A 24,360-nucleotide genomic window follows, 5' to 3' on the forward strand; every position below is an offset into this window, starting at 1 on the left:
CAGCAATCGTTGGTTACATCTTTGATTTCTCGCGGAGTAACTTGTGATGCTGATAATCTGTTGACTAGCAGTCTGACTCCACAAGCACCCACACGAATTGCTTGATTCAGTTGTTAAAGAGCGGTGGGTTGAGCCTTTCGTCTCAACCGAGGCGCGCATTCTACAGCGCCCCGTGTATCTGTCAAGCGATTATTTTGGAAGTTTTCAAAGTTTTGCTTTTCAAAACCTCAACAACTTCAACCACTTGCGCTTTCGATCTCTCGTTAGCGGGAGGCGAATTCTACAGCGTTAGTCGCTGCTGTCAACACCTCTTTTTCACCGCTTTCGACCGAGAAGATCGAACCGTCAACCGAGCCAGACAACCTGCCCTGCCAACTCCTTCCGCGACTTCGATGAACTGAAGCCCTGCGCGATCTTAAATCGTCTAACTCATTGAAACTCAAGGAGTTTTCCGTTTCGACTGCGCCGGAAGTGGGGCGAATTATAGAGACTCAGAATCTGCCGTCAACACCTATTTTCATGTTTCTGTCATATCGGTCAAAAACCTCCATAAACAAAGAGGCCGACGCTTAAGCGCCGGCCTCTTTGTTTATCCATTACAAACTGGGAAACGCGAACTGCGAAGCTTCATGACTGGCGCGTTGTGGCCAGCGCTGTGTAATGGCCTTGCGACGGGTATAGAAGCGCACGCCATCCGGGCCGTAGGCGTGCAGGTCGCCAAACAACGAACGCTTCCAACCGCCAAAGCTGTGATAAGCCACAGGTACAGGCAGCGGTACGTTGACGCCCACCATGCCCACTTCAATCTCGTCGCAGAACAAGCGCGCCGCTTCGCCATCGCGGGTGAAGATGCAGGTGCCGTTGCCATACTCGTGATCGTTGATCAGTTGCATGGCCTCCTCCAGGCTGTTGACCCGGACAATGCACAGTACTGGGCCAAAGATCTCTTCTTTATAGATGCGCATCTGCGGCGTCACACGATCGAACAGGCAACCCCCCAGGAAGAAACCGTCTTCGTGACCCGCCACGCTCAAGCCACGGCCATCGACTACCAGCGAAGCACCCGCCGAAACACCGTCTTCTATATAGCCGCTGACCTTGTCGCGATGCTGACCGGTCACCAACGGCCCCATGTCCAGACCGCAAGAAGTACCGGCACCGATTTTCAACGCCTGGATCTGCGGCACCAGCTTGGCTACCAGCGCATCCGCTACCTGATCGCCCACACAGACAGCCACCGAAATCGCCATGCAACGTTCGCCGCATGAACCATAGGCCGCCCCCATCAACGCGTTGACTGCGTTGTCCAGATCGGCATCCGGCATCAGCACCGCATGGTTCTTCGCCCCGCCCAATGCCTGGACGCGTTTACCGCGACGGGTCCCCTCGGCGTAGATGTATTCGGCAATCGGTGTCGAGCCGACAAAACTCAGCGCCTTCACTTCCGGCGCCTCGATCAGCGCATCCACGGCAACCTTGTCACCATGCACGACACTCAACACGCCCTCGGGCAATCCGGCTTCCAGCAGCAATTGTGCAATCAGCAGTGTCGAGCTCGGGTCACGCTCGGATGGCTTGAGAATGAAGCAGTTGCCGCAAACGATCGCCAGCGGATACATCCACAGTGGAACCATCGCCGGGAAGTTGAACGGGGTGATACCCGCCACGACGCCCAACGGCTGAAAATCCGACCAGGCATCAATGTTCGGTCCTACGTTACGGCTGTATTCACCCTTCAGAACTTCCGGAGCTGCACAGGCGAATTCGACGTTCTCGATACCTCGCTTAAGCTCACCGGCAGCATCTTCCAGGGTCTTGCCGTGCTCCTCACTGATCATTTGCGCGATACGCGACTCGTTCTGTTCCAGCAACTGTTTGAAGCGAAACATCACCTGGGCACGCTTGGCCGCCGGTGTCTTGCGCCAGGCCGGGAACGCTGCGGTGGCGGCATCGATGGCCTGTTGCACGGTCGCGCGATCGGCCAGCGACACCTTGTGGATGGCCTGGCCAGTGGATGGATTGAAGACGTCCGCTGTACGCGTGTTGTCGCTTATCAGTTCGCCATTGATCAGATGCGGGATGAGACTCATGGGGACTCCAGAATTTTTATCCACAGGCGCCCGCGACCGGACGCCTGTCGTTGAAGGTGATAGAGAGGCAGTCAGTCGAGCTTGTTCAACACTTCACCGACCGCGTCGAACAGACGATCCAGATCCTGTGGCTTGCTGTTGAACGTTGGCCCGAACTGCAGCGTGTCGCCACCGAAGCGCACGTAGAATCCGGCCTTCCACAACGCCATGCCGGCCTCGAACGGACGCACAATCGCATCGCCGTCTCGTGGAGCGATCTGGATCGCGCCGGCCAGGCCAAAGTTGCGGATGTCGATTACATTCTTCGCGCCTTTAATTCCATGCAAAACCTTCTCGAAATGTGGCGCGACTTCGGCCACGCTCTGCACCAGGTTTTCCTTCTGCAGCAGATCCAGCGCCGCCAGCCCCGCCGCGCACGCCACCGGGTGCGCCGAATAGGTATAGCCGTGAGGAAATTCCACCGCGTACTCAGGCGTCGGCTGGTTCATGAAAGTCTGGTAGATCTCGCTGCTGGCAATGACCGCCCCCATCGGAATCGCACCGTTGGTGACTTGCTTGGCGATGCACATCAGGTCAGGCGTCACGCCGAAACTGTCAGCACCGAACATCGAACCCGTGCGGCCGAAACCGGTAATCACTTCGTCGAATACCAGCAGGATATTGTGCTGGTCGCAAATCTGCCGCAGGCGCTTGAGGTAGCCCTCAGGCGGAACCAGCACACCGGCGGACCCGGCCATGGGCTCGACGAAGACGGCCGCAATGTTGGAGGCGTCGTGCAACTCGATCAGCTTCAGCAGTTCGTCGGCCAGGGCAATGCCTCCCTCTTTCGGCATGCCACGGGAATAGGCATTGCTCGCCAACAAGGTATGGGGCAGGTGATCGACGTCCGCCATTGCCTGGCCAAACAGTTTGCGGTTGCCGCTTACGCCGCCCAGGCTGGTACCTGCGATGTTCACGCCGTGGTAGCCACGGGCACGCCCGATCATTTTGGTCTTGGTGGCCTGGCCCTTGAGACGCCAGTAGGCGCGAACCATCTTTACCGCCGTATCGGCGCACTCGGAACCGGAGTCGGTGAAGAACACATGATTGAGATTGCCTGGCGTCAGGCTGGTGATTCTTTCCGCGAGTTGGAACGACAGCGGATGACCGTATTGGAACCCCGGAGAGTAATCGAGGGTGCCCAGCTGCTTGGCGACCGCGTCCTGGATTTCCTTGCGGGTGTGCCCGGCACCGCAGGTCCACAGACCCGACAATGAGTCATACACCTTGCGCCCATGTTCATCAATCAGCCAACTGCCTTCGGCGCCGACGATCAGACGCGGGTCGCGCTGGAAGTTGCGGTTAGCGGTGTAAGGCATCCAGTGAGCATCAAGCTTGAGCTGACTGGCCAGGGAACTGGCCGCATGTTCGGGCATGTTCATCGACAAAACCTCGCAAAATATGAACGGTATCGGGGCAACCCCCTGGTTGCAGCTAACTTGCCACGGCGATAAAGTCGGTGAAATCCAACTTTTCTAACCTTCAGTCAGTGGATTACTAAACTATGAGCGTCCGCCGCCCCGATCCGCTGGCCCAGGTCAGCGATTTTGATATTCGTCTGCTGCGCATCTTCCGTAGCGTAGTGGAATGTGGGGGATTCTCCGCGGCGGAAACGGTGTTGGGTATCGGCCGCTCGGCCATCAGCCAGCAGATGAGCGATCTTGAGCAGCGCCTGGGCCTGCGGCTGTGTCAACGCGGGCGCGCGGGATTCTCACTGACAGAGGAGGGTCGCGAGGTCTATCAGTCGGCCCTGCAACTGTTAAGTGCCCTGGAAAGCTTCCGTACCGAGGTCAATGGCCTGCATCAACATCTGCGCGGTGAACTGAACATCGGCCTGACCGACAACCTCGTCACCCTCCCCCACATGCGCATCACCCATGCCCTGGCTCAACTGAAGGAGCGTGGGCCCGACGTGCAAATCCAGATTCGCATGATCGCCCCCAACGAAGTCGAGCAAGGTGTTCTCGACGGGCGACTGCATGTCGGCGTGGTCCCTCAAGCCAGCGCTCTTTCCGGGCTGGAGTACCAACCGCTCTACAGCGAACGCTCATTGCTGTATTGCGCGGTCGGCCATCCACTGTTTTATGTGGACGACTTGCAGCTCGACGAAACCCGCCTCAACAACCAGGACGCCATCGCCCCCACCTTTCGCCTGCCGGTCGACATCCAGGCGCATTACCAAGCACTCAACTGCACCGCCAGTGCATCGGATCGCGAAGGCATGGCGTTCCTGATTCTCACCGGTCGCTACATCGGCTACCTGCCGGATCACTACGCCAACCTCTGGGTCCAGCAAGGCCGGTTACGTGCCCTGAAACCCACGACGCGGTTCTATGACCTGAGCCTGGCCTCGGTGACGCGCAAGGGGCGCCGCCCTCATCTGGTGCTGGAGAGTTTTCTCGAGAGCCTGGCGGCAACCCGCTAGTGCGTTCGTCTTTTGTGGCAGCAGTACTTGTCGGATCGGTTACGGTGCGCTATCAACGCATTTGCTTGCCCACAGACCCAGCCCGGAAATGTCCATGACCTTTGAAGTCCCAGCCCACGGTGGCAAGCCCACCGGCCGCATTCGTCAGAAGAACGAAGAGACCATCCTCAAGGCTGCTGAAGATGAATTCGCCCGTCACGGATTCAAAGGCACCAGCATGAATACCATCGCGCTGAACGCCGGATTGCCCAAGGCTAACCTGCACTACTACTTCACCAACAAGCTCGGGCTGTACGTGGCGGTGCTGAGCAATATCATCGAGTTGTGGGACAGCACCTTCAATACCCTCACCGCCGAGGATGACCCGGCCGAGGCCTTGACCCGCTACATTCGTGCCAAGATGGAGTTTTCCCGCCGCCACCCCCAGGCATCGCGGATCTTTGCCATGGAAGTGATCAGCGGCGGCGAGTGCCTGACCGAATACTTCAACCAGGACTACCGCGCCTGGTTCAAGGGCCGCGCAGCGGTGTTCCAGGCGTGGATCGATGCCGGCAAGATGGACCCGATCGACCCGGTGCATTTGATCTTCCTGTTATGGGGCAGCACCCAGCACTACGCCGACTTCGCCACCCAGATCTGCCGCGTGACCGGCCGCAGCAAGCTGAGCAAGCAAGACATGATCGATGCCGGCGACAACCTGATCCGCATCATTCTCAAAGGCTGCGGCCTGACACCCACCCTCTAAGACACTCATGCCCTTTACTCTCGCTGGCTTTTGCGAATACCGCGAAGAAATTCGCAAAAGCCGCTTCATCACCTTCGCATCCCCCATTACCAGCCCCGCCGATGCCCAGGCCTTTATCGAACAACACAGCGACCTGAACGCTACGCACAATTGCTGGGCCTGGAAGCTGGGCGACCAATACCGCAGCAACGACGATGGTGAACCGGGGGGGACCGCCGGACGCCCGATCCTGGCGGCTATCGAAGCCCAGGCCTGTGACCAGGTCGTAGTGCTGGTGATCCGATGGTATGGCGGGATTCAGTTGGGTACCGGCGGACTGGCCCGGGCTTATGGTGGTGGCGCGAACAAGTGCCTGCAAAATGCCGAAAAGCTTGAACTGATCAGCCGTGTGCCCCTGCGCTGCGCTTGCGGGTTCGCGGAGCTGGCCCTGGTGAAACTGAGGGTTGCCGAGTGCGGTGGCCTGATCAACACGGAAGGGTTTACCGCTAACGGTGTGGAATTGCAGCTGGCGGTGGGGGAAGGCCAGATCGATATGCTGCAAAAACAGCTGGCCGATTTGAGTCGTGGACGGATTCTGCTGGAGCGTTAAGCTCACTTGCCCACACCTGCTGTGCATCCGACTGTGGATAACCTGAGCACATCCGCCTGTAACCCTTCTGTCATGCGGGTTTGCTGGAGTTGGTCATTTTTCAACCAGACCTGCGCCTCGACGCTAAATAAGCCAGCAAAACAGACGCTTGCAATGGGTTATCACCTTTGGAAGAAAGCTGCCCAGTGCTTATGCCCGAGTTTCCGGCTTGCACACAATAACTGTGGAGCAAGCTGTGGATAACCCGTTCATGGCTCACGCCACCCCAAGAAGAGCATGGCTCCCAGGCGCTTGTTCATTTTTTAACCATTCGTTAATGAGTGATCACGCCTCCAGCTTAAACCCGTGTTCTCGCCACGCACGGGTAATAGTTGGACAACACCCCACACCAGCTCGAGAAACAGAAATATCCACACCAGCGCGCTGGCGCCGTGCAGCAGCGCGTAGAACATCCAGGACGCAAACAGGAACCGCCCCGCCGCGTCATACCGTCCGTATAGGGGTCGCGGATCCCGAATTCGCAGCACCGACCATACGCAAACGATCGAACCCAAAAGATTGGCCATCAACAGGTGCATAGGCGCAAACGCTGGCAGCTCGCCAGGCAGGTCGAGCATCTGGGTCACGCCCAGCAACCAGCCGTGAAGGGCGGCGAAACTCCATGGCGTGGCAAATGCTGCGGTTACGATCAGGTCGTACCAGGCGCTACCGAGCACCACGCGACGATATTGCAGTGAAGTCCACATAGACATTGCTCCAGATAATCAAGGAGCGAAAAGACTAAAGCCTGGGGTATGCTCCAAGGTCAAGCTTCCTGGAGATTGCCATGCGAATCGGTGAACTGGCCCAGGCCTGTGCCGTCAGCCGCGACACGCTGCGCTTCTACGAGCAGCTCGGGCTGATTGCGGCGGGACGCAGCGCCAATGGGTATCGCGACTATCCCGAAGACATGGTGCAACTGGTGCTCTATATCAAGACAGCCCAACGCCTGGGCTTTACCCTCGGCGAGATCGGCAGCAGCGTCGTCTCCGTGCGGCAGGCACCTGATCCGGATCGCGCCGTGGCTGAACTGCTGCAGAACAAACTGAATCTGATCGAAACCCGCATGACCGAACTCGACGGGTTGCGTCATGAGCTGAAACAACGGCTCGGGCAACGCTGTCCATTAAATCCGTGACCCTTCTTTCAAGGATACCTTCCATGAATTCGGCAAAAAACGCATTGATCATCGGCGCCTCCCGGGGCCTGGGCCTTGGCCTGGTGAAGACGTTGCTGAGCGATGGCTGGAACGTGATCGCCACCGTGCGCAATCTGCAGAACGCAGAGGCATTGAAAGCGCAGGGCCCGGTGCGGGTCGAGAAACTCGACATGGACGACCAGCAAGCCGTCATTGCCTTGAGCCAACAACTCAAGGGCGAAACCTTCGACCTGTTGTTCGTCAACGCCGGCGTCAAAGGCCCCGATAACCAGGGCCCCGACGGCGCAACCCTGGCCGAGGTCGGCCAGTTGTTCTTCACCAACGCAGTGGCGCCGATCAATCTGGCCCAGCGTTTCGTCGGGCAGATCCGCGACGGCAGCGGCGTCCTGGCGTTCATGAGTTCGGTGCTGGGCAGCGTGACCATGCCCGACGCTCCGGAACTGGCGCTGTACAAGGCAAGCAAGGCAGCCCTCAATTCCATGACCAACAGCTTCGTCACCCAACTGGGCGACCAGACATTGACCGTCCTGTCGCTGCATCCGGGCTGGGTGAAGACAGACATGGGCGGTGAAGGGGCGGACATCGATGTCGAGACCAGTACCCGTGGCTTGATCGACCAGGTCAATGCCTTTGCCGGCCGGGGTGGGCATCATTTCGTCAACTACAAGGGTGAGATGATTCCCTGGTAATTTCCACGCACAACCTGTGGGAGCGAGCCTGCTCGCGAAAGCGGAGTGTCATTCAACACCGCTGTTGGCTGACGCACCGCCTTCGCGAGCAGGCTCGCTCCCACATTTGAACTCAATTGGAGCACTGGATATGTGCGCCGCAACCTGAGTAAACTCTGCACCTCGCCCCCCACGGCGACCCTGGATCAGCAGACAGGGCATCACTGAGCTGGCTAACCTGAACCCACTTTCAGAGGAGCCGGCCACCATGCCTGCGACCCGTACCTGGTTAAAAAATCCCCTTGCCGTATTCACCGCCAATAGCCTCGACGCCCGTGGCGGCCTGGTCCTGCAGGACGGCGTGATCGTCGAACTGCTGGGTGTCGGCCAGCGCCCCGCCCAACCCTGTGATCATGTCTTCGACGCCCGTGAGCATGTAATTCTTCCCGGGCTGATCAATACCCATCACCACTTCTATCAGACCCTGACCCGAGCCTGGGCACCAGTGGTGAACCAACCGCTGTTCCCGTGGCTGAAAACCCTCTATCCGGTGTGGGCGCGGCTGACGCCGGAGAAACTCGCCCTGGCGACCAAAGTGGCCTTGGCCGAACTGCTCCTGTCGGGCTGCACCACGGCGGCCGATCACCATTACCTGTTTCCCGAAGGCCTGGAAGATGCCATCGATGTACAGGTGCAAAGCGTGCGTGAACTGGGCATGCGAGCGATGCTGACCCGCGGTTCCATGAGCCTGGGCGAAGCCGACGGTGGCCTACCTCCGCAGCAGACCGTGCAGCAAGGCCAAGTGATTCTTGACGACAGCCAGCGGTTGATCGACCGCTACCATGAACGCGGCGACGGTGCGCAGATCCAGATTGCCCTGGCGCCTTGCTCACCGTTCTCGGTCACCCCCGAAATCATGCAGGCCAGCGCCATCCTGGCAGATCAACTGGATGTCCGCCTGCACACCCACCTGGCCGAAACCCTCGACGAGGAGGACTTCTGCCTGCAACGCTTCGGCCTGCGCACCGTGGATTACCTGGACAGCGTCGGCTGGCTCGGTCCGCGTACCTGGCTGGCCCACGGTATTCACTTCAATCCCGAGGAGATCACCCGACTCGGTACCGCCGGCACCGGTATCTGCCACTGCCCAAGCTCCAACATGCGCCTGGCCTCGGGCATTTGCCCCACCCTCGAACTGACCGCCGCCGGCGCACCGCTGGGCCTCGGCGTGGACGGTTCGGCCTCCAACGATGCCTCGAACATGATCCTCGAAACCCGCCAGGCGCTGTACATCCAGCGTCTGCGCTATGGTGCGCAAGCAATCACACCGGAGCGGGTGCTGGGCTGGGCAACCCAGGGCTCGGCGACATTGCTTGGGCGCAACGACATCGGCGAGTTGGCAGTCGGCAAACAGGCCGATCTGGCGCTGTTCAAGCTCGATGAACTGCGCTTCTCCGGCAGCCACGATCCGGTTTCAGCACTGTTGTTGTGCGGCGCGGATCGAGCGGATCGGGTGATGGTCGGGGGGCAATGGCGGGTCATCGACGGTCAGGTCGAAGGCTTGGATTTGAAAGGCTTGATCGCCGATCACAGCCAGGCGGCGCGGGAATTGATCGCGGGCGTCTGATCGGATGCTATCGCGGGCAAGCCTTGCTCCCACAGGTATCAGGACACATCTGTGGGAGCAAGGCTTGCCCGCGATGCGCTTCTAAAGGCCGAGCAGCGACAACATGATGAACGTCGCAAACAGCACGAAGTGGGTCATGCCTTCAATGGCATTGGTCTCGCCGTCGTTGAGATTGATCGCGCTGACGATCAGGGTGATGAAGATCATCACCGTTTGCACCGGAGTCATGGCCATCTGGAAAGGCTGGCCGGTGTAAAGCGCCATGGCCTCCATCACCGGTACCGTCAGGATCACCGTCGATAGCGAGGCCCCCAGTGCGATGTTCACCACCGACTGCATGCGGTTGGCCAGGGCGGCGCGCAGGGCGGTGAGAATCTCCGGTGCCGCGGAGATGGCCGCCACCAGAATGGCCGTGACCACCGGCGGCGCTCCCGAGCCCTCCAGCCCCAGGTCGATGGCCTTGGACATGACTTCGGCCAGCGCACCGATCACCACCACCCCAAACACCAGCGCACCAATGGAAAACGCCAGCCTGATAGGCTTCGGCTCGGTTTCCTCCGGCTCTTTGCGGCGTCGCTTTTCCGGGTAGCTGTAGCTGAAAAAGTAACTGTGTGGCCCCACCTGCATACGCAGGAACAGGGTATACAGAACAAGCATCGCGCCAATGGTGAACGCCGAATACAGCTTCCAGTTCTCCCGAGGAATGAACTCCGGCACCACCATCGACACGCCCATGGCGGTGAGGATCATCACGCTGTAGCTGCGCGCCGAATCATCGTTGTAGGCCTGCTCGCCATGCTTGAGCCCGCCCATCAACGCCGCAAGTCCGAGAATGCCGTTGATGTCGAGCATCACCGCCGAATAGATCGTATCGCGCACCAGGGTCGGCGACGCTTCGTTGCTCATCATGATCGCCAGGATCACCACCTCGACCAACACTGCCGACAAGGTCAGGATCATGGTGCCGTAAGGATCGCCGACCTTTTCCGCCAGCAGTTCGGCGTGATGGGCCACACGCATCGAGGCCGCGACGATGAAGCCGATCAGTGTCAGACCGCCGACCAGTGCCACCGCCCGCCCACTGCCCAACAGCCAGTGCTCCAGCGGGTAGGCGATACCTGTGGCGAGCAGGGCCAGCACCAGCAGTTTTTCTTGCTTGATCAACGTGAGCATCACAGGCCTATCATCGTGCACAGGGTATGACCTACTAGACTGTAGGGGGCCGTGAACGTTTCGTCAGGTGTGACACACCCTTATGGATCGGCGCAGGGCTCATCGCAGACAAGCCCTGCTTGCACAGTGGATCGGCCGGTCAGGTTTTTCCAGACATTGCGGCCAGCCCCTGTAGAATGCCTGCCATCGATTCACTGATGAGAAAAGCACATGTACGACTGGCTGAACGCCCTGCCCAAGGCAGAACTGCACCTGCACCTGGAGGGTTCGCTGGAGCCCGAACTGCTGTTCGCCCTGGCCGAGCGCAACAAGATCGCCCTGCCGTGGAACGACGTCGACACCTTGCGTAAGGCCTACGCCTTCAACAATCTGCAGGAATTCCTCGACCTGTATTACCAGGGTGCCGACGTGTTGCGCACCTCCCAGGATTTCTACGACCTGACCTGGGCCTACCTGTTGCGTTGCAAGGCGCAGAACGTGATCCACACCGAACCGTTCTTCGATCCCCAGACCCATACCGACCGTGGCATTGCGTTCGAAGTGGTCCTCAACGGCATCGCCTCCGCCCTCAAGGACGGTGAACAGCAACTGGGCATCACTAGCGGTCTGATCCTGAGTTTCCTGCGCCACCTGAGCGAAGAACAGGCCGAGAAGACCCTCGACCAGGCGCTGCCGTTCCGCGATGCCTTTGTCGCCGTCGGCCTGGACAGTTCGGAAATGGGCCATCCGCCCAGCAAGTTCCAGCGGGTGTTCGACCGGGCCCGCAACGAAGGCTTCCTGACCGTCGCCCACGCCGGCGAAGAAGGTCCACCCGAATACATCTGGGAAGCCCTGGACCTGCTGAAGATCCAGCGCATCGACCACGGCGTCCGGGCCATCGAAGACGAACGGCTGATGCAGCGGATCATCGACGAGCAGATTCCGTTGACGGTATGCCCGTTGTCCAACACCAAACTGTGCGTGTTCGACGACATGTCGCAGCACAACATCCTCGACATGCTCGAACGCGGCGTGAAGGTGACGGTGAACTCCGATGATCCGGCGTATTTCGGCGGCTACGTCACCGAAAACTTCCACGCCCTGCACACCCACTTGGGCATGACCCAGGACCAGGCCAGGCGCCTGGCCCAGAACAGCTTGGATGCGCGGTTGGTGAAGCCTTAGCTTTCATCAACTATCCCTGTGGGAGCGAGCCTGCTCGCGATTTCGGTATGTCAGTGAGACAAGTGTCCACCGACCCACCACTATCGCGAGCAGGCTCGCTCCCACAAGGGGATGGTGTTTAACCGCCCACGCCTTCGCTCAACTCCTCCAGCGTCTTGCCCCGCGTCTCCATCCCAAACAACCAGACCACACCCGCCGCCACCGCGAAGCACAGCGCGCCCAGGCCGAACACCCCACCTTGCCCGGTAATGGGAAATACCAGCCCGGTCACCAATGGCCCCAGCAACGAACCAATGCGACCAATCGCCGAGGCGAAACCCGAGCCCGTTGCCCGTGCCGAGGTCGGGTACAGTTCCGGGGTGTAGGTGTAGAGCACAGCCCACATGCCGAACAGGAAGAACTGCATCAGCAATCCACTACCGATCAACAGTCCGACATTGCCGCCGAACACCGCACTCTGCCCATAAAGAAAGGCCATCGCCCCACCGCCCAACAAGGTGATGACACACACCGGCTTACGCCCCCAGCGTTCCACCAGCCAGGCAGCCATCAGGAAACCGGGAATCCCGCCCAGCGAAATCAACACGGTGTAATACACCGACTGGGTCACGGCAAATCCCGACTGTTGCAACAACGCGCTGAGCCAGGATGTCAGCCCGTAGAACCCGAGCAAGGCAAAGAACCAGACGCTCCAGATCATCATCGTGCGTTGGCGATACAGCGGTGACCAGATCTGCGCCAGCGCCGAAAAGAAAGTGCCCGGCGTACTCGCCAACCTCGGCAGGCGAACCGGCTCCGGCAAATCCCGGCTACCCAGCGAAGCCCGGACCTTGTCTTCGATCCGGCACAACACGGCATCCGCCTCGTCATCCCGCCCGGCCTGCTCCAGCCAACGCGGCGACTCGGGGATGAAGAAACGAATCGCCAGGACAAAAACCGCCGGCACAGCCAGGACCAGGAAGATGTCCCGCCAGCCGACTACCGGCAGCAGGAAGTACGACAGCACGCCCGCCGCGACGAAGCCCAGCGGCCAGAAGCCGTCCATCAGGGCGATGTAACGGCCCCGGTGCTTGGCCGGGATCAGTTCCGAGAGCATCGACTGGGCAATCGGGAACTCCATGCCCATGCCGATACCCAGCAGGACGCGAAACAGCGTCAGTGTCTCGACGTCCTGGGCCGTCGAACACAGATAACTGGCGATCCCCCACAGCACGATGCTCCATTGGAACACCGGTTTACGTCCGAACCGATCCGCCAGCATGCCCGACAGCGAAGCGCCCACCACCATGCCGAAAAAGCTGGAGCTGGCCAGCAGACCTGCCTGGGCCGTGCTCAGGCCAAACTCGGTTTTGATCGAGCCGAGCAGGAACGTCATCATCGCCAAGTCCATGGAGTCGAAGAAGAACGCCAAGGCAATAATGATGAAGATGATTCGGTGATAGCCGCTGATGGGCAGTCGCTCCAGACGTTCTGCCGCGCTGTACCCGTGATTGTCCATGGTGCATCCCCCAGTCCGATAGATTCCCGGGCGAGTGTGCGCGAACCTTTCAGGTGGCTATTGCTGAATGCGACCTGTCGACAGGCCTAGAGCGCCATTTCCAACGTATCCTGCCTGGCGAACCGATGGATTTCCTGCTGGCCGAGCACCGTCACCTGCAAGGCTCGCGAGTCATTGGGCAGGCTCAGCCAGCCGGATTGCATGAACAGTTGCAGCAACGCAGCCCCCAGCGCGCCCCCCAGGTGCGGTCGACGTTCGCTCCAGTCCGGGCAGGCGCAGGCGATGCGGGCATTGCGATGGGCCAGGGCCTGGATGAACAGCCCATGCCCGGCCAACTGGCTCGCGCCTTTGTGGGTGACGATCACCCGTTGCTCGCATTGCTCGATCCACCCAGCGTCCAGCAGGCGCTGGTACAGATCGGCCGCCAGGGTGCCGCCAAGATGATCATCGCAAAGCCGGGCCCGCAACAACGAGGCGGGAGCCGACGGCACTTTGTTCGATATGACGCCGCGTTTGAAGACATCCGGGATCTGCCGTGGCGCACTGGCCAGGGTCGCGCTGGCCAGCGCTTCGACAGCCGCACCGATCTCCGGCGCGGCCAGGCGGAAAAACCGTTTGCGTCCCCTGGCTTCCACTTTCAACAGGCCACCGGCGGACAAGCGTCCCAGATGGGCGCTGGCCGAGGACGGCGATAACCCGGCCAGCAAGGCCAGCTCTTCGGCCTGCCGGGCCGTGCCGTCCATCAAGGCCCACATCATTGCGCTGCGCTTGGGGTCGGCCAGCAGCGTGGCGATCTGGCTGATGCAAGGTGCATGTTCCATGTATTCACTCCCTGTTGAATCATTCGTCTACTGCCCTTGGGCATAGTCACCCGTCATGAGGCGCCGCCCAAAAGCGGCTCGACCACCGGAACGGGCAGCATCGATGCATCGACGGGCCAGTGGGCTTCAAGCCGGTCTTGCAGCCGTGAGCGATGCCGCGCCGATTCAGGCGGTCGCTAGTATAAGCGGGCAGGTCAAGCTTTCCTGTCCTCCGGAAACCTTTGGAGGCGATTGTTCGTGAGGGAAAATTCTCTATTTACCCGCGACTATTGGCCGACTGTCGTCGAAAGGGGAAATTGCGCCGTCAATTCGTTACAACGGGCCTGGAGCATCTCCCGCAACAGCTTGACGGGCTTGCTCAACTGCGCCCGATGAGCGCACAACAGATTGAGCGGCGCTCGCTCGCAGTGCAGGTGCGGCAAAAGGATCTTCAAACGTCCGGCCAGCACATCGGTCGACACGTCCATCCACGACTTGTAGGCAATTCCCGCACCGGCCACTGCCCAGCGCCGCACCACATCGGCATCGTCACTGAAGCGGTCACCGCTGACGGTGAGGCTCACTTCCCGCTTGCCGTCATGAAAGCACCAGCGGTCATGAATCCGGGTGCCGAGCATGTACAAGAGGCAATTGTGTTGGGCCAGTTGCTCAAGCTGAAGGGGTTCGCCATGACGGGCCAGATAGTCCGGCGAGGCACACAACACCCGGCGGTTGTGCGCCGCGACAGGCAAGGCCACCAGGCTCGAATCCTCCGGATCGCCGTAACGCAGCGCGATATCCACCGGCTGCTTGAACAAGTCGGCAATGCGGTCGCCCAACAACAGTCGAACCGTAAGCCTGGGGTGCTCACGCTGGAACTCATCCAGCCAGGGCAGCAGCAGGTTGCGCCCCAGGTCCGACGGCGCCGATAACTGCAAGACACCGCTGACCTGGTCCTGGCCACGGGTCAACAGCCGTCGCCCCTCATCCAGGCTGCCCAGCGCCGCCCGGGCATATTCGAGAAAGCCTTCACCCTCGGCAGTGAGGCGCAGGCTGCGGGTGGAGCGCGCCAGCAGTCGAGCCCCGAGGTGCTGCTCGATCCGTTTCAACGCGGCACTGGCCACTGCCGCCGACAGATCCATACCCCTGGCAGCGGCAGAAAGACTGCCCAGATCCGCCGCCCGGACAAACAGCTGCAGGTCATCGAATCGAAGCATGGCGACTCCATTATCAAAAAAATATTGAAAGAGCCTGTTCTTTTAGCCGGTTTTATCGCGTTGATAAATAGCTAACCATGGGCGCCATCGAACCCAGCTCACGGAGCCGCTTCATGAAAGCCATTGCTTACTACCATTCGTTGCCGATCACCGACCCGCAATCGCTCCAGGATATCGAGTTGCCGGAGCCCGTCGCCGGCCCCCGGGACCTGCTGGTTGAAGTCAAAGCCATTTCGGTCAATCCGGTGGACACCAAAGTCCGTCAGAACGTCCAGCCCGAAGGCGGCGCCGCCAAGGTGTTGGGTTGGGATGTGGCCGGCGTGGTCAAGGCCGTGGGCAGCGAAGTCTCCCTGTTCAAGGCCGGTGACAAGGTGTTCTATGCCGGCTCCATTGCGCGCGCGGGTGGCAACAGCGAACTGCATGTCGTGGATGAGCGTATTGTCGGCCAGATGCCCAAGACCCTCGGCTTCGCCGAAGCGGCCGCATTGCCACTGACCGCCATTACCGCCTGGGAGCTGTTGTTCGAGCGGCTGCAGATCCAGGAAAGCCAGGACGCTTCGGACCAGAGCCTGTTGATCGTCGGCGCCGCCGGCGGCGTGGGCTCGATCTTGACCCAATTGGCCAGCCAGCTCACCGCGCTGAAAGTCATCGGCACCGCTTCCCGTCCGCAGACGCAGGATTGGGTACGGGATCTGGGCGCCGACTTGGTGATCGACCACAGCCAACCACTGAGCGTGGTCATGAAAGAAGCAGGCCAGCCCCAGGTCACCCACGTCGCCAGCCTGACCCAGACCGACCAGCATCTGGACCAGTTGGTCGAAGCACTGGCGCCCCAGGGCAAACTGGCATTGATCGATGATCCCAAGTCCTTGGACGTGAGCAAGCTCAAGCGCAAGAGCCTGTCCCTGCATTGGGAGTTCATGTACACCCGCTCGCTGTTCGAGACGGCCGACATGATCGAACAACACCACCTGCTCAACCGTGTTGCCGGACTGATCGACGCCGGCACCTTGAAGACCACTGTCGGCGAGCATTTCGGCACCATCAACGCCGAGAATCTGCGCCGGGCTCACGCGCTGCTGGAAAGTGGGAAAGCCAAGGGCAAGATCGTGCTTGAAGGTTTCTGACCGCCTGGCACTCAGGCTCAAGGCAGATGACCTGTGGCGAGGGGACTTATCCCCTCGCCACAATGGTTACTTGAAAAAGATTGAACCGTCAGTCCGAGAACTGACCATTGTCACAATTGCGATCGCATTCGGGTCTACACTCGAGGCCTTTGCAACGCAGTCTTTTACGTGAGGAGGTCAGCAATGAAGATCCTGATAAAAGAAGTGGCAAAATCCCAATGGCAAGTGCGTCTTGACCAGCACGCCGTCACCTTCCGTACCGAGGCCGAAGCCAAAGCCTTCGCTACCACGCTGCAAGCGCGCATCCATGCGCCGCACCACTTCCCCGAACAGCAACAACGCGCGGCCTGCTGAATCAGCCCTGGCGGCTGGCTTGTGCCAGCGCCCGGGCATTTTGCAGGCGGCGGGTCAGCATGGCTGCGCTCACCACCAACAGTCCGCACAGGCTGATGACCATCGCCATGGGCACTGCGGTGCCGTCATGCAATGCCGCCACCAGCGCGGCGGCCCCGGCGGCCACGGAAAACTGCAGGCTTCCCAGCATCGCCGAGGCACTGCCGGCCCGGGCCCCCTGCCCGTTCATGGCGCAGGCGGACGCGTTGGGAAGAATGCAGCCCAGGCTGGCGATGCAGATGAACAATGGAATCAGCAATGGCCATAGACGTTCGGGGTGCAAGGCGCTGACGGCCAGGAGGCACAACCCCGCCGTGAAATAGACCCACACTGCACGGCTCAGCAGGAAAGCCGGGCCACGCTTGGACAACAACCGCGCGTTGACCTGCGCCACCAGGATGAAGCCAGCCGCGTTGGTACCGAACAGCCAGCCGAAGTGTTCGGCCGGTACGCCATATAGCTTGATGAACACGAAAGGCGAGCCGGCGATGTAAGCGAACATCCCGGCGATGGCAATCCCGCCCGTCAGGGCATGCCCCAGGAAAACCGAGTCGGTCAGCAGCCTGCCGTACTGGCGCAACGCCCCCGACAGCGGTGGTCGAGGTACGTGGGCCGGCAGGCTCTCAGGCAGCCACAGGGCCACGGCCGTTGCCGCCATGGCGCTGAACAGGGTCAGGGCGATGAAAATCGATTGCCAGCCATACAGGTTCACCAGCAACCCGCCAAGCATCGGCGCGAGAATCGGCGCCAGGCCCATCACCAGCATCAACTGCGAGAACACCTTGGCCGACCCTACCGCATCGCATTTGTCGCTGACCACGGCGCGGGAAATCACCATCCCGGCACATCCACCCAGGGCCTGTACGAAGCGTGCACCGATCAGCCATTCAAGGCTCGGCGCGTAGGCGCAGGCCAGGGAGGACAGGGTGAACAAGCCGACCCCGACCAGCAGTGGAATCCGTCGCCCGAAGCGATCCGCCACCGGCCCGTAGGCCAGCTGCCCGATGGACAGCCCGAGGAAATAGGCGGCCAGGGTCAGTTGGATATGTTTTTCGTCCGTGCCGAAGGCGGTTGCCATGGCCGGGAAGGCAGGCAGGTAGAAGTCGATCGCCAAGGGACCGAAAGCGCTCAAGGCGCCAAGAATCAGAATCGTACGAAGGTTCATCGGGCGTCCGTCAGGCATCAGTCAGCAGCCCGACAGTCTAGCCGTGCCGGGCGCTCTTGAACATTCCGATAGGTCGCTAACGATTAAAAAATATTCAAGCGGGGATGACCTCGTAACCCTCTTCCCGAATAACCTCGCTCAGGGCGTCGGCCGGCAATGAACTCTGGACCCTGACGGTCTTGGCGCCCAGGTCGATTTGCACATCGGCCGCCGGATCCCTGGCCTGTACGGCCTGGGTGATGGCCTTGACGCAGTGGCCACAGGACATGCCCTGGACATTGAAAGTTTGCATCGGATGACTCCTTGGCAAGGGAAATTGCCGGCAGTTTCAAGGTTGCCATCGTGGCAAGGTCAAGTTCTGATAAAAGCTGCCGGGCTGGCAATTGGCGTCACGCTCGGCCAAGCTGCCACTATCAAGGATTCCACACCGGAGGTTCGGCCATGCGCTGGTCAGCGTTCAGCCTGTTTTGCATGTTAGGTTTTTCAGCGATGGCCTCCCAGGCATCGGCCGCCGGCGAAGATTACGGTGTGCTGATCATTTCCCGGGAACGACTGGAAGTGTCGACCTCTTGCGAGATCGGCATTTACATCCAGGATCAGCTCACCGCCCGGCTCTTCCAGGAAGACAGCACCTCTTTCAACCTGCCTCCGGGCCGGTTCTCCTTGCGCCTGAAGTTGCTGCCTGGCCAGGCACCGGGTTGCAATCCGGGCATGCTCGCACCGGGTTCCCAGGAGATCACGATCAGGGCCGGTGACATCCTGAAGTACCGTATCGCCATGAATGAACAAGGCATGTACCTCAAGCAGGCCGGGCTCGGTTACTGATCTCACCCGGATCCCCTGTGGGAGCGAGCCTGCTCGCGATAGCGTTATATCAGTGAAAGAAGTGCTACCTGATAACCGCTATCGCGAGCAGGCTCGCTCCCACAAGGGTCAGCGAAGGTCTTTTGGATTGGCGCTTGACCTTACCAACATGGCAAGGTTGATTCTGTAGTCACTCACTACAGGGAGCCGACCCATGTCCGAATCCACCACTTTCGACCTGCCGATTGCCGGCATGACCTGCGCCAGTTGCGCCGGGCGGGTCGAGCGGGCCCTGCGAAAAGTCGCCGGAACCCAGACCGTCAGTGTGAATCTGGCGACCGAGCAGGCGCGAGTCCAGGCTCCCGTGCAGAGCCTGCCGGCCTTGATAGAAGCCGTGGAACAGGCTGGCTATCATGTGCCTGCTCAGACCCTGGAGTTGACCATCGAGGGGATGACCTGCGCCTCGTGCGTGGGTCGAGTCGAACGCGCCCTGGGCAAAGTCCCCGGCGTTAACCGCGTCAGCGTCAACCTCGCCAACGAACGGGCCCACCTCGAACTGCTCGGACAGGTCGATCCACAAACCCTGATCGATGCGGTGAAACGCGCCGGTTACGAGGCCAGCGTCTGGCAGGCCGAGCAGCCCCATGACACTCAGACCCAGCACCTGAATCGTGACCGCCTGATCCTGGTGCTGGCAATCCTGTTGTCCATGCCATTGGTGCTGCCGATGCTACTGCAGCCGCTGGGAGTGCACTGGATGCTCCCGGCCTGGGCGCAGTTCGCCCTCGCGACGCCGGTACAATTCATCTTCGGTGCGCGCTTCTACGTCGCGGCCTTCAAAGCCGTACGGGCCGGGGCCGGTAACATGGACCTGCTGGTAGCCCTGGGCACCAGCGCCGGCTACGGCCTGAGCCTCTATGAATGGGTCATCGCCCGCCCCGGCAGCATGCCGCACCTGTATTTCGAAGCATCGGCCGTGGTGATTGCCCTGGTCTTGCTGGGCAAATACCTGGAAAGCCGCGCCAAGCGCCAGACCGCCAGCGCCATTCGCGCCCTCGAAGCATTGCGACCGGAGCGAGCGGTCCAGGTGATCGATGGCGAGGAACGGGACGTCGCTATCAGTGCCCTGCGTGTAAATGACCTGGTGCTGGTCAGGCCCGGCGAGCGCTTTCCGGTGGACGGCGAAGTGCTGGAGGGCCAGAGCCACGCCGACGAAGCGCTGATCAGCGGCGAGAGCCTGCCGGTGCCCAAACAACCCGGCGACAAAATCACCGGTGGCGCTATCAACGGCGAAGGTCGTCTGCTGGTACGCACCCAGGCCCTCGGCGCCGAAACGGTGTTGGCGCGCATCATCCGCCTGGTGGAAGACGCCCAGGCGGCCAAGGCTCCGATTCAGAAATTGGTGGATAAAGTCAGCCAGGTCTTCGTTCCGGTGGTCCTGGTGCTGGCCCTGGCGACGCTGGTCGGCTGGTGGCTTTACGGTGCGCCGCTGGAAACCGCGCTGATCAACGCCGTCGCAGTGCTGGTGATCGCCTGTCCCTGCGCCCTGGGCCTGGCGACACCCACGGCGATCATGGCCGGCACGGGCGTGGCAGCGCGCCATGGGATCCTGATCAAGGACGCCGAGGCGCTGGAACGTGCCCATGAGGTCGATACGGTGGTGTTCGACAAGACTGGAACCCTGACCTCCGGCACGCCGCGCATTGCGCATTCAAGTGCCCTGGACGGTGACGAGGCCAAGCTATTGCAAATGGCCGGTGCCCTGCAACGCGGCAGCGAACACCCCCTCGCCAAAGCCGTGCTGGACGCCTGCGCCGAGCACGGCCTGAACGTGCCGGCCGTCGGTGACAGCCAGGCCCTGCCCGGACGCGGTATTGCCGGCAGCCTCGATGGACGCCGCCTGGCCCTCGGCAATCGGCGCCTGCTGGATGAGTCGGGCCTGGACGCCGGTTCGCTGGCCGAATCGGCGCAGGCCTGGGAAGCTGAAGGCCGGACGTTGTCCTGGCTGCTCGAACAAGGCGCGACACCGCGGGTGCTGGGGCTGTTCGCCTTCGGTGACACCCTCAAGCCTGGCGCTCTCGCGACGGTGCGGGCCTTGGATGAGCGCCGCATCGCCAGCCATTTGCTCACTGGCGACAACCGGGGCAGCGCCCAGGTGGTGTCCCGGGCACTGGGAATCGTCAACGTGCATGCCGAAGTGTTGCCGGGAGACAAATCCGCCATAGTCCTTGAACTGAAGAAAAACGCCGTGGTGGCGATGGTCGGGGATGGCATCAACGACGCTCCGGCACTGGCCGCCGCGGACATCGGCATCGCCATGGGCGGCGGCACCGACGTGGCGATGCACGCCGCCGGCATCACCCTCATGCGCGGTGACCCGCGACTGGTGCCGGCAGCATTGGACATCAGCCGAAAGACCTACGCCAAGATCCGCCAGAATCTGTTCTGGGCGTTCGTTTATAACCTGATCGGCATCCCGTTGGCGGCCTTCGGCCTGCTCAACCCGGTGCTGGCCGGCGGCGCCATGGCGCTGTCGAGCGTCAGCGTGGTGAGCAATGCGTTACTGTTGAAGTTCTGGACCCCCAAGCACCTGGAGGACAAACGATGAACATCGGTCAAGCGGCGCGCCAGAGCGGCCTGAGCGCGAAGATGATCAGGTATTACGAATCCATCGGCCTGCTCAGGGCGGCCCATCGCACCGACAGCGGCTACCGGATCTACGGTGCCGATGACCTGCACACCCTGGCCTTCATCAAGCGTTCCCGGGACCTGGGCTTTTCCCTGGAAGAGGTCGGCAAGCTGCTGACCCTCTGGCAGGACCGGCAACGGGCCAGCGCCGACGTCAAGGCCCTGGCTCGACAGCACATTGATGAACTGAACCAGAAAATACGCGAACTGGCCGAACTGCGCGATACCCTCCAGGACCTGGTGGATCACTGCCACGGCGACCACCGCCCGGACTGCCCGATCCTCAAAGAGCTGGCGTCGGGGTGTTGCAAGGAAACGGCCAACGCCTGACACCCAGCTCCCACAGGAATTGGCGGTGAACACGGATGTTCTATCCACCCAAGATCCGGGGTGGGAGCGAGCCTGCTCGCGAAGACGGTGGCACAGTCAACATCCATGCCAGCTGACCCACCGCTATCGCGAGCAGGCTCGCTCCCACAAGGGATTGGTGGTGAGCATCGATGGTGTGCTCGCCTCAGATCAGGGTGGGAGCGGGCTTGCTCGCGAAGACGGCGGCACAGTCAACATCCATGCCATCTGACCCACCGCTATCGCGAGCAGGTTCGCTCCCACAAGGGATTGGTGGTGAGCATCGATGATGTGCTCGCCTCAGATCAGGGTGGGAGCGAGCCTGCTCGCGATGGCGGCGGTACAGTCAACACCTATGCCAGCTGACCCACCGCTATCGCGAGCAGGCTCGCTCCCACAAGGGATTGGTGGTGAGCATCGATGGTGTACTCGCCTCAGATCAGGGTGGGAGCGAGCCTGCTCGCGATGGCGGCGGTACAGTCAACACCTATGCCAGCTGACCCACCGCTATCGCGAGCAGGCTCGCTCCCACAAGAGATGGGCGGTGGGCGCGGAGGGTGTGTTCACTGAGATCAGCTCACAAAAAACCCGGCCTTGGCCGGGTTTCGGGTCAACCGATTATTGCATCCAGGGCGGAGGCGGTTCTTCGGTTTTGCCGGGGGGAGCATCGTCCGCCGCGCGTACGGCCTGACGGCGTTCCTCGTCGAGGCGAGCGGCCTCGATCTCGCGCATGATCCCGCCGACGTCCGCCAACTCTTCCGGCTCGTCGAACTCACCAGTCAGCATGCTGGCCGGGTGCAAGGTGCCAGCCTCGTACAATGCCCACATCTCTTTCGCATATCGGGTGCGCTTGAGCTCCGGTGCAAACCGGCCGAAGTAGGACGCCATGTTGCCCACGTCCCGCTCCAGCATGCTGAAGGCATGGTTGTTACCGGCAGCATCCACGGCCTGTGGTAGATCGATGATCACCGGACCTGTTGGCGTGAGCAGCACATTGAACTCCGACAGGTCTCCGTGCACCAGACCGGTACAGAGCATCAGCACGATCTGGGAGATCAGGAACGCGTGGTATTCACGGGCCTGATCCGGCTCCAGTACCACATCGTTCAGCCGTGGTGCCGCATCACCGTACTCGTCGGCCACCAGTTCCATCAGCAGCACACCCTCGAGGAAGTCGTACGGCTTGGGCACTCGCACACCCGCGTTGGCCAGGCGGAACAGCGCCGCCACTTCGGCGTTCTGCCAGGCATCCTCGGTCTCCTTGCGCCCGAACTTCGAGCCTTTCGCCATGGCGCGGGCCTGGCGACTGTTGCGGACCTTGCGGCCTTCCTGATACTCGGCCGCCTGACGAAAACTTCGCTTGTTCGCCTCCTTGTAGACCTTGGCGCAACGCAGCTCATTGCCGCTGCGCACCACATAAACAGCTGCTTCTTTACCACTCATGAGTGGGCGCAGCACTTCGTCGACCAGACCGTCTTCGATCAGGGGTTCAATGCGTTTTGGAGTCTTCATCAGCTTTTATTCTGGGTCCTTTATGACCAAACACGCGAATGACAGCCGTTATACGGCAATCCTTCCTCCACGGGGAGGGGTTGCCGACCTATGAACCTTCGATGCACACACTGTGCCGATAATCAACCAAGCCGAATCATAGCTGACAGCCGCGACGCCGTTGGCATTTGGATGCGTCTGTATTTGCGACAAAATTTACGCCGGGCTGAAACCCGGTGAGCGGATTCAGGGCTTGAACAACTCCCCCGGCGTAACCCCGAACATCCCCTTGAACGCCGCGATAAAAGCCGACGTGGAATCGTACCCACACGACAACGCCGCACCGGTCACGCTCTCGCCCTCCTCCAGCGACTTCAGCGACGACAGCAATCGCATGCGCTGACGCCAGGCACGAAAGCTCAGGCCGGTTTCACGCTGGAACAGGCGCATCAGGGTTTTTTCCGAGGTACCCAGATGCTCGGCCCACACTTGCAGGGTCACGTTGCGCTCAGGTTGCTCGATCAACTCGTTACACAACCCCAGCAGTCGGCCATGGCGTGGCAACGGCAGGGAGAAGCCCACTTCCGGCAGCACCGCCAACTGATCCAGCAACACCTGCACCAGTCGCGCCTCCTGCGTATCGCCCTGCGGATAATCGGCCGGCCACAGACAAAAAACCTTGATCAACTCCCGGGCCAGCGGCGTGACTTCCAACACTCGACAACGATCGTCAGCCCAGGGGCAGCTATCGCGATGGATATACAGGCTGCGCATTTCCGCTCGCATCGACGTCACGACCTGATGCTCCAGGTCGGCCGGGATCCAGATCCCCCACTGCGGCGGCGCGAAGAAACTGCCGGCGGCGGTGTGCACGCCGAGAACGCCACTGATTGCGTAGGAAAACTGCACCCAGTCATGCCGATGGGCTTGGGTCCACGAACCGGCGCTCAGGCTTTCGACACGGGCATACAGTGGCCTGGGCAATTGCGTCAGGTCGGGAATACGACGTTCGAGCTGGTGGTGTCCGTTAGTCGGCATTGATTGGCCTTATGTCGCAAGACGACGGTCAGGACCGACGTTAGGCTAAGTCATCTCTTCTGACAACCTGCGG

At 60.9% G+C, this 24,360-nt stretch carries 23 protein-coding genes; 12 read left to right on the forward strand and 11 right to left on the reverse strand.

Translation table 11 applies throughout. From position 1 onward, the window contains the following. Nucleotides 1-596: 596 nt before the first annotated feature. Both AD665_RS23960 and aptA read right to left on the reverse strand, forming a co-directional pair. Nucleotides 597-2,090, reverse strand: coding sequence for a CoA-acylating methylmalonate-semialdehyde dehydrogenase (locus AD665_RS23960; RefSeq protein WP_024779065.1), 1,494 nt, complete (start codon nt 2,088-2,090; stop codon nt 597-599). A 71-nt stretch (nt 2,091-2,161) separates the two neighbouring features. Then, nucleotides 2,162-3,511, reverse strand: a complete 1,350-nt coding sequence (gene aptA / locus AD665_RS23965) for an omega-aminotransferase AptA (RefSeq protein WP_053194159.1) — start codon at nt 3,509-3,511, stop codon at nt 2,162-2,164. Nucleotides 3,512-3,633: 122 nt separating this feature from the next. On the opposite strand from aptA, the gene AD665_RS23970 reads away from it, so the two are divergent. From AD665_RS23970 to AD665_RS23980, 3 genes are all read left to right on the forward strand, one after another. Continuing rightward, nucleotides 3,634-4,554, forward strand: a complete 921-nt coding sequence (locus AD665_RS23970; protein WP_024779067.1) for a LysR family transcriptional regulator — start codon at nt 3,634-3,636, stop codon at nt 4,552-4,554. 94 nt (nt 4,555-4,648) lie between these two features. Beyond that, the gene (locus AD665_RS23975) at nt 4,649-5,299 is read left to right on the forward strand and encodes a TetR/AcrR family transcriptional regulator (RefSeq protein WP_024779068.1); all 651 of its coding nucleotides are present in this window, start codon (nt 4,649-4,651) and stop codon (nt 5,297-5,299) included. Nucleotides 5,300-5,306: 7 nt separating this feature from the next. Next, entirely contained in the window at nt 5,307-5,888 is a 582-nt protein-coding gene (locus AD665_RS23980; RefSeq protein WP_024779069.1) for an IMPACT family protein, read from the forward strand. Between the two features lie 302 nt (nt 5,889-6,190). Here the strand turns inward: AD665_RS23980 and AD665_RS23985 are convergent, their stop codons facing one another. Beyond that, on the reverse strand, nt 6,191-6,634 hold the full coding sequence (locus AD665_RS23985) for a hypothetical protein (protein ID WP_053194161.1): 444 nt from the start codon (nt 6,632-6,634) through the stop codon (nt 6,191-6,193). Nucleotides 6,635-6,714: 80 nt separating this feature from the next. On the opposite strand from AD665_RS23985, the gene AD665_RS23990 reads away from it, so the two are divergent. The 3 genes from AD665_RS23990 to AD665_RS24000 all read left to right on the forward strand — a co-directional run bounded on the left by AD665_RS23990 (nt 6,715) and on the right by AD665_RS24000 (nt 9,381). Then, nucleotides 6,715-7,065 carry a MerR family transcriptional regulator gene (locus AD665_RS23990; protein ID WP_053194164.1) on the forward strand — a complete coding sequence of 117 codons (351 nt, stop codon included), beginning with the start codon at nt 6,715-6,717 and terminating at the stop codon, nt 7,063-7,065. Between the two features lie 23 nt (nt 7,066-7,088). Then, a complete protein-coding gene (locus AD665_RS23995; RefSeq protein ID WP_053194166.1) occupies nt 7,089-7,775 on the forward strand; it encodes an SDR family oxidoreductase in 687 nt (228 codons plus the stop codon). Between the two features lie 247 nt (nt 7,776-8,022). Further along, nucleotides 8,023-9,381, forward strand: coding sequence for an 8-oxoguanine deaminase (locus AD665_RS24000; RefSeq protein ID WP_053194168.1), 1,359 nt, complete (start codon nt 8,023-8,025; stop codon nt 9,379-9,381). An 81-nt stretch (nt 9,382-9,462) separates the two neighbouring features. Here AD665_RS24000 and AD665_RS24005 read toward each other — a convergent pair whose 3' ends face one another. Then, nucleotides 9,463-10,554: a calcium:cation antiporter gene (locus tag AD665_RS24005; RefSeq protein ID WP_053194169.1), complete on the reverse strand. Its 1,092-nt coding sequence runs from the start codon at nt 10,552-10,554 to the stop codon at nt 9,463-9,465. A 210-nt stretch (nt 10,555-10,764) separates the two neighbouring features. Here AD665_RS24005 and AD665_RS24010 point away from each other — a divergent pair, with 210 nt between their 5' ends. Then, on the forward strand, nt 10,765-11,718 hold the full coding sequence (locus tag AD665_RS24010) for an adenosine deaminase (RefSeq protein WP_024779075.1): 954 nt from the start codon (nt 10,765-10,767) through the stop codon (nt 11,716-11,718). 118 nt (nt 11,719-11,836) lie between these two features. On the opposite strand, the gene AD665_RS24015 is transcribed toward AD665_RS24010, so the two are convergent. The 3 genes from AD665_RS24015 to AD665_RS24025 all read right to left on the reverse strand — a co-directional run bounded on the left by AD665_RS24015 (nt 11,837) and on the right by AD665_RS24025 (nt 15,233). After that, nucleotides 11,837-13,216, reverse strand: coding sequence for an MFS transporter (locus AD665_RS24015; RefSeq protein ID WP_024779076.1), 1,380 nt, complete (start codon nt 13,214-13,216; stop codon nt 11,837-11,839). Between the two features lie 86 nt (nt 13,217-13,302). Next, nucleotides 13,303-14,037, reverse strand: coding sequence for an ArsR/SmtB family transcription factor (locus AD665_RS24020; protein ID WP_053194172.1), 735 nt, complete (start codon nt 14,035-14,037; stop codon nt 13,303-13,305). A 266-nt stretch (nt 14,038-14,303) separates the two neighbouring features. After that, the gene (locus AD665_RS24025; protein WP_053194174.1) at nt 14,304-15,233 is read right to left on the reverse strand and encodes a LysR family transcriptional regulator; all 930 of its coding nucleotides are present in this window, start codon (nt 15,231-15,233) and stop codon (nt 14,304-14,306) included. A 113-nt stretch (nt 15,234-15,346) separates the two neighbouring features. Between AD665_RS24025 and AD665_RS24030 the strand changes: the two genes are divergently transcribed. Both AD665_RS24030 and AD665_RS27640 read left to right on the forward strand, forming a co-directional pair. Continuing rightward, nucleotides 15,347-16,360, forward strand: a complete 1,014-nt coding sequence (locus AD665_RS24030; protein ID WP_024779079.1) for a zinc-binding alcohol dehydrogenase family protein — start codon at nt 15,347-15,349, stop codon at nt 16,358-16,360. Nucleotides 16,361-16,543: 183 nt separating this feature from the next. Beyond that, nucleotides 16,544-16,714 carry a hypothetical protein gene (locus AD665_RS27640; RefSeq protein ID WP_167355722.1) on the forward strand — a complete coding sequence of 57 codons (171 nt, stop codon included), beginning with the start codon at nt 16,544-16,546 and terminating at the stop codon, nt 16,712-16,714. Between the two features lies 1 nt (nt 16,715). Here AD665_RS27640 and AD665_RS24035 read toward each other — a convergent pair whose 3' ends face one another. Together AD665_RS24035 and AD665_RS24040 are read right to left on the reverse strand one after the other, a co-directional pair. After that, nucleotides 16,716-17,918 carry a multidrug effflux MFS transporter gene (locus tag AD665_RS24035; RefSeq protein ID WP_024779080.1) on the reverse strand — a complete coding sequence of 401 codons (1,203 nt, stop codon included), beginning with the start codon at nt 17,916-17,918 and terminating at the stop codon, nt 16,716-16,718. A gap of 94 nt (nt 17,919-18,012) precedes the next feature. Further along, the gene (locus AD665_RS24040) at nt 18,013-18,210 is read right to left on the reverse strand and encodes a heavy-metal-associated domain-containing protein (protein WP_024779081.1); all 198 of its coding nucleotides are present in this window, start codon (nt 18,208-18,210) and stop codon (nt 18,013-18,015) included. A 149-nt stretch (nt 18,211-18,359) separates the two neighbouring features. On the opposite strand from AD665_RS24040, the gene AD665_RS24045 reads away from it, so the two are divergent. The 3 genes from AD665_RS24045 (at nt 18,360) to cueR (ending at nt 21,740) form a co-directional block, all read left to right on the forward strand. Further along, on the forward strand, nt 18,360-18,743 hold the full coding sequence (locus AD665_RS24045; protein WP_053194175.1) for a hypothetical protein: 384 nt from the start codon (nt 18,360-18,362) through the stop codon (nt 18,741-18,743). 193 nt (nt 18,744-18,936) lie between these two features. Continuing rightward, a complete protein-coding gene (locus AD665_RS24050; protein WP_053194177.1) occupies nt 18,937-21,330 on the forward strand; it encodes a heavy metal translocating P-type ATPase in 2,394 nt (797 codons plus the stop codon). Then, nucleotides 21,327-21,740 (forward strand): Cu(I)-responsive transcriptional regulator, encoded by a 414-nt coding sequence (cueR, locus tag AD665_RS24055; protein ID WP_024779084.1) that lies wholly within the window; start codon nt 21,327-21,329, stop codon nt 21,738-21,740. Before AD665_RS24050 ends, cueR begins: the two co-directional genes overlap by 4 nt. Before the next feature lie 636 nt (nt 21,741-22,376). On the opposite strand, the gene AD665_RS24060 is transcribed toward cueR, so the two are convergent. Next, on the reverse strand, nt 22,377-23,270 hold the full coding sequence (locus AD665_RS24060; RefSeq protein ID WP_024780711.1) for a PA4780 family RIO1-like protein kinase: 894 nt from the start codon (nt 23,268-23,270) through the stop codon (nt 22,377-22,379). A gap of 225 nt (nt 23,271-23,495) precedes the next feature. Continuing rightward, nucleotides 23,496-24,287 (reverse strand): AraC family transcriptional regulator, encoded by a 792-nt coding sequence (locus tag AD665_RS24065; protein WP_024780712.1) that lies wholly within the window; start codon nt 24,285-24,287, stop codon nt 23,496-23,498. Nucleotides 24,288-24,360: the final 73 nt, after the last annotated feature.

The organism is Pseudomonas corrugata (assembly GCF_001269905.1).
GTDB lineage: Bacteria > Pseudomonadota > Gammaproteobacteria > Pseudomonadales > Pseudomonadaceae > Aquipseudomonas > Aquipseudomonas corrugata.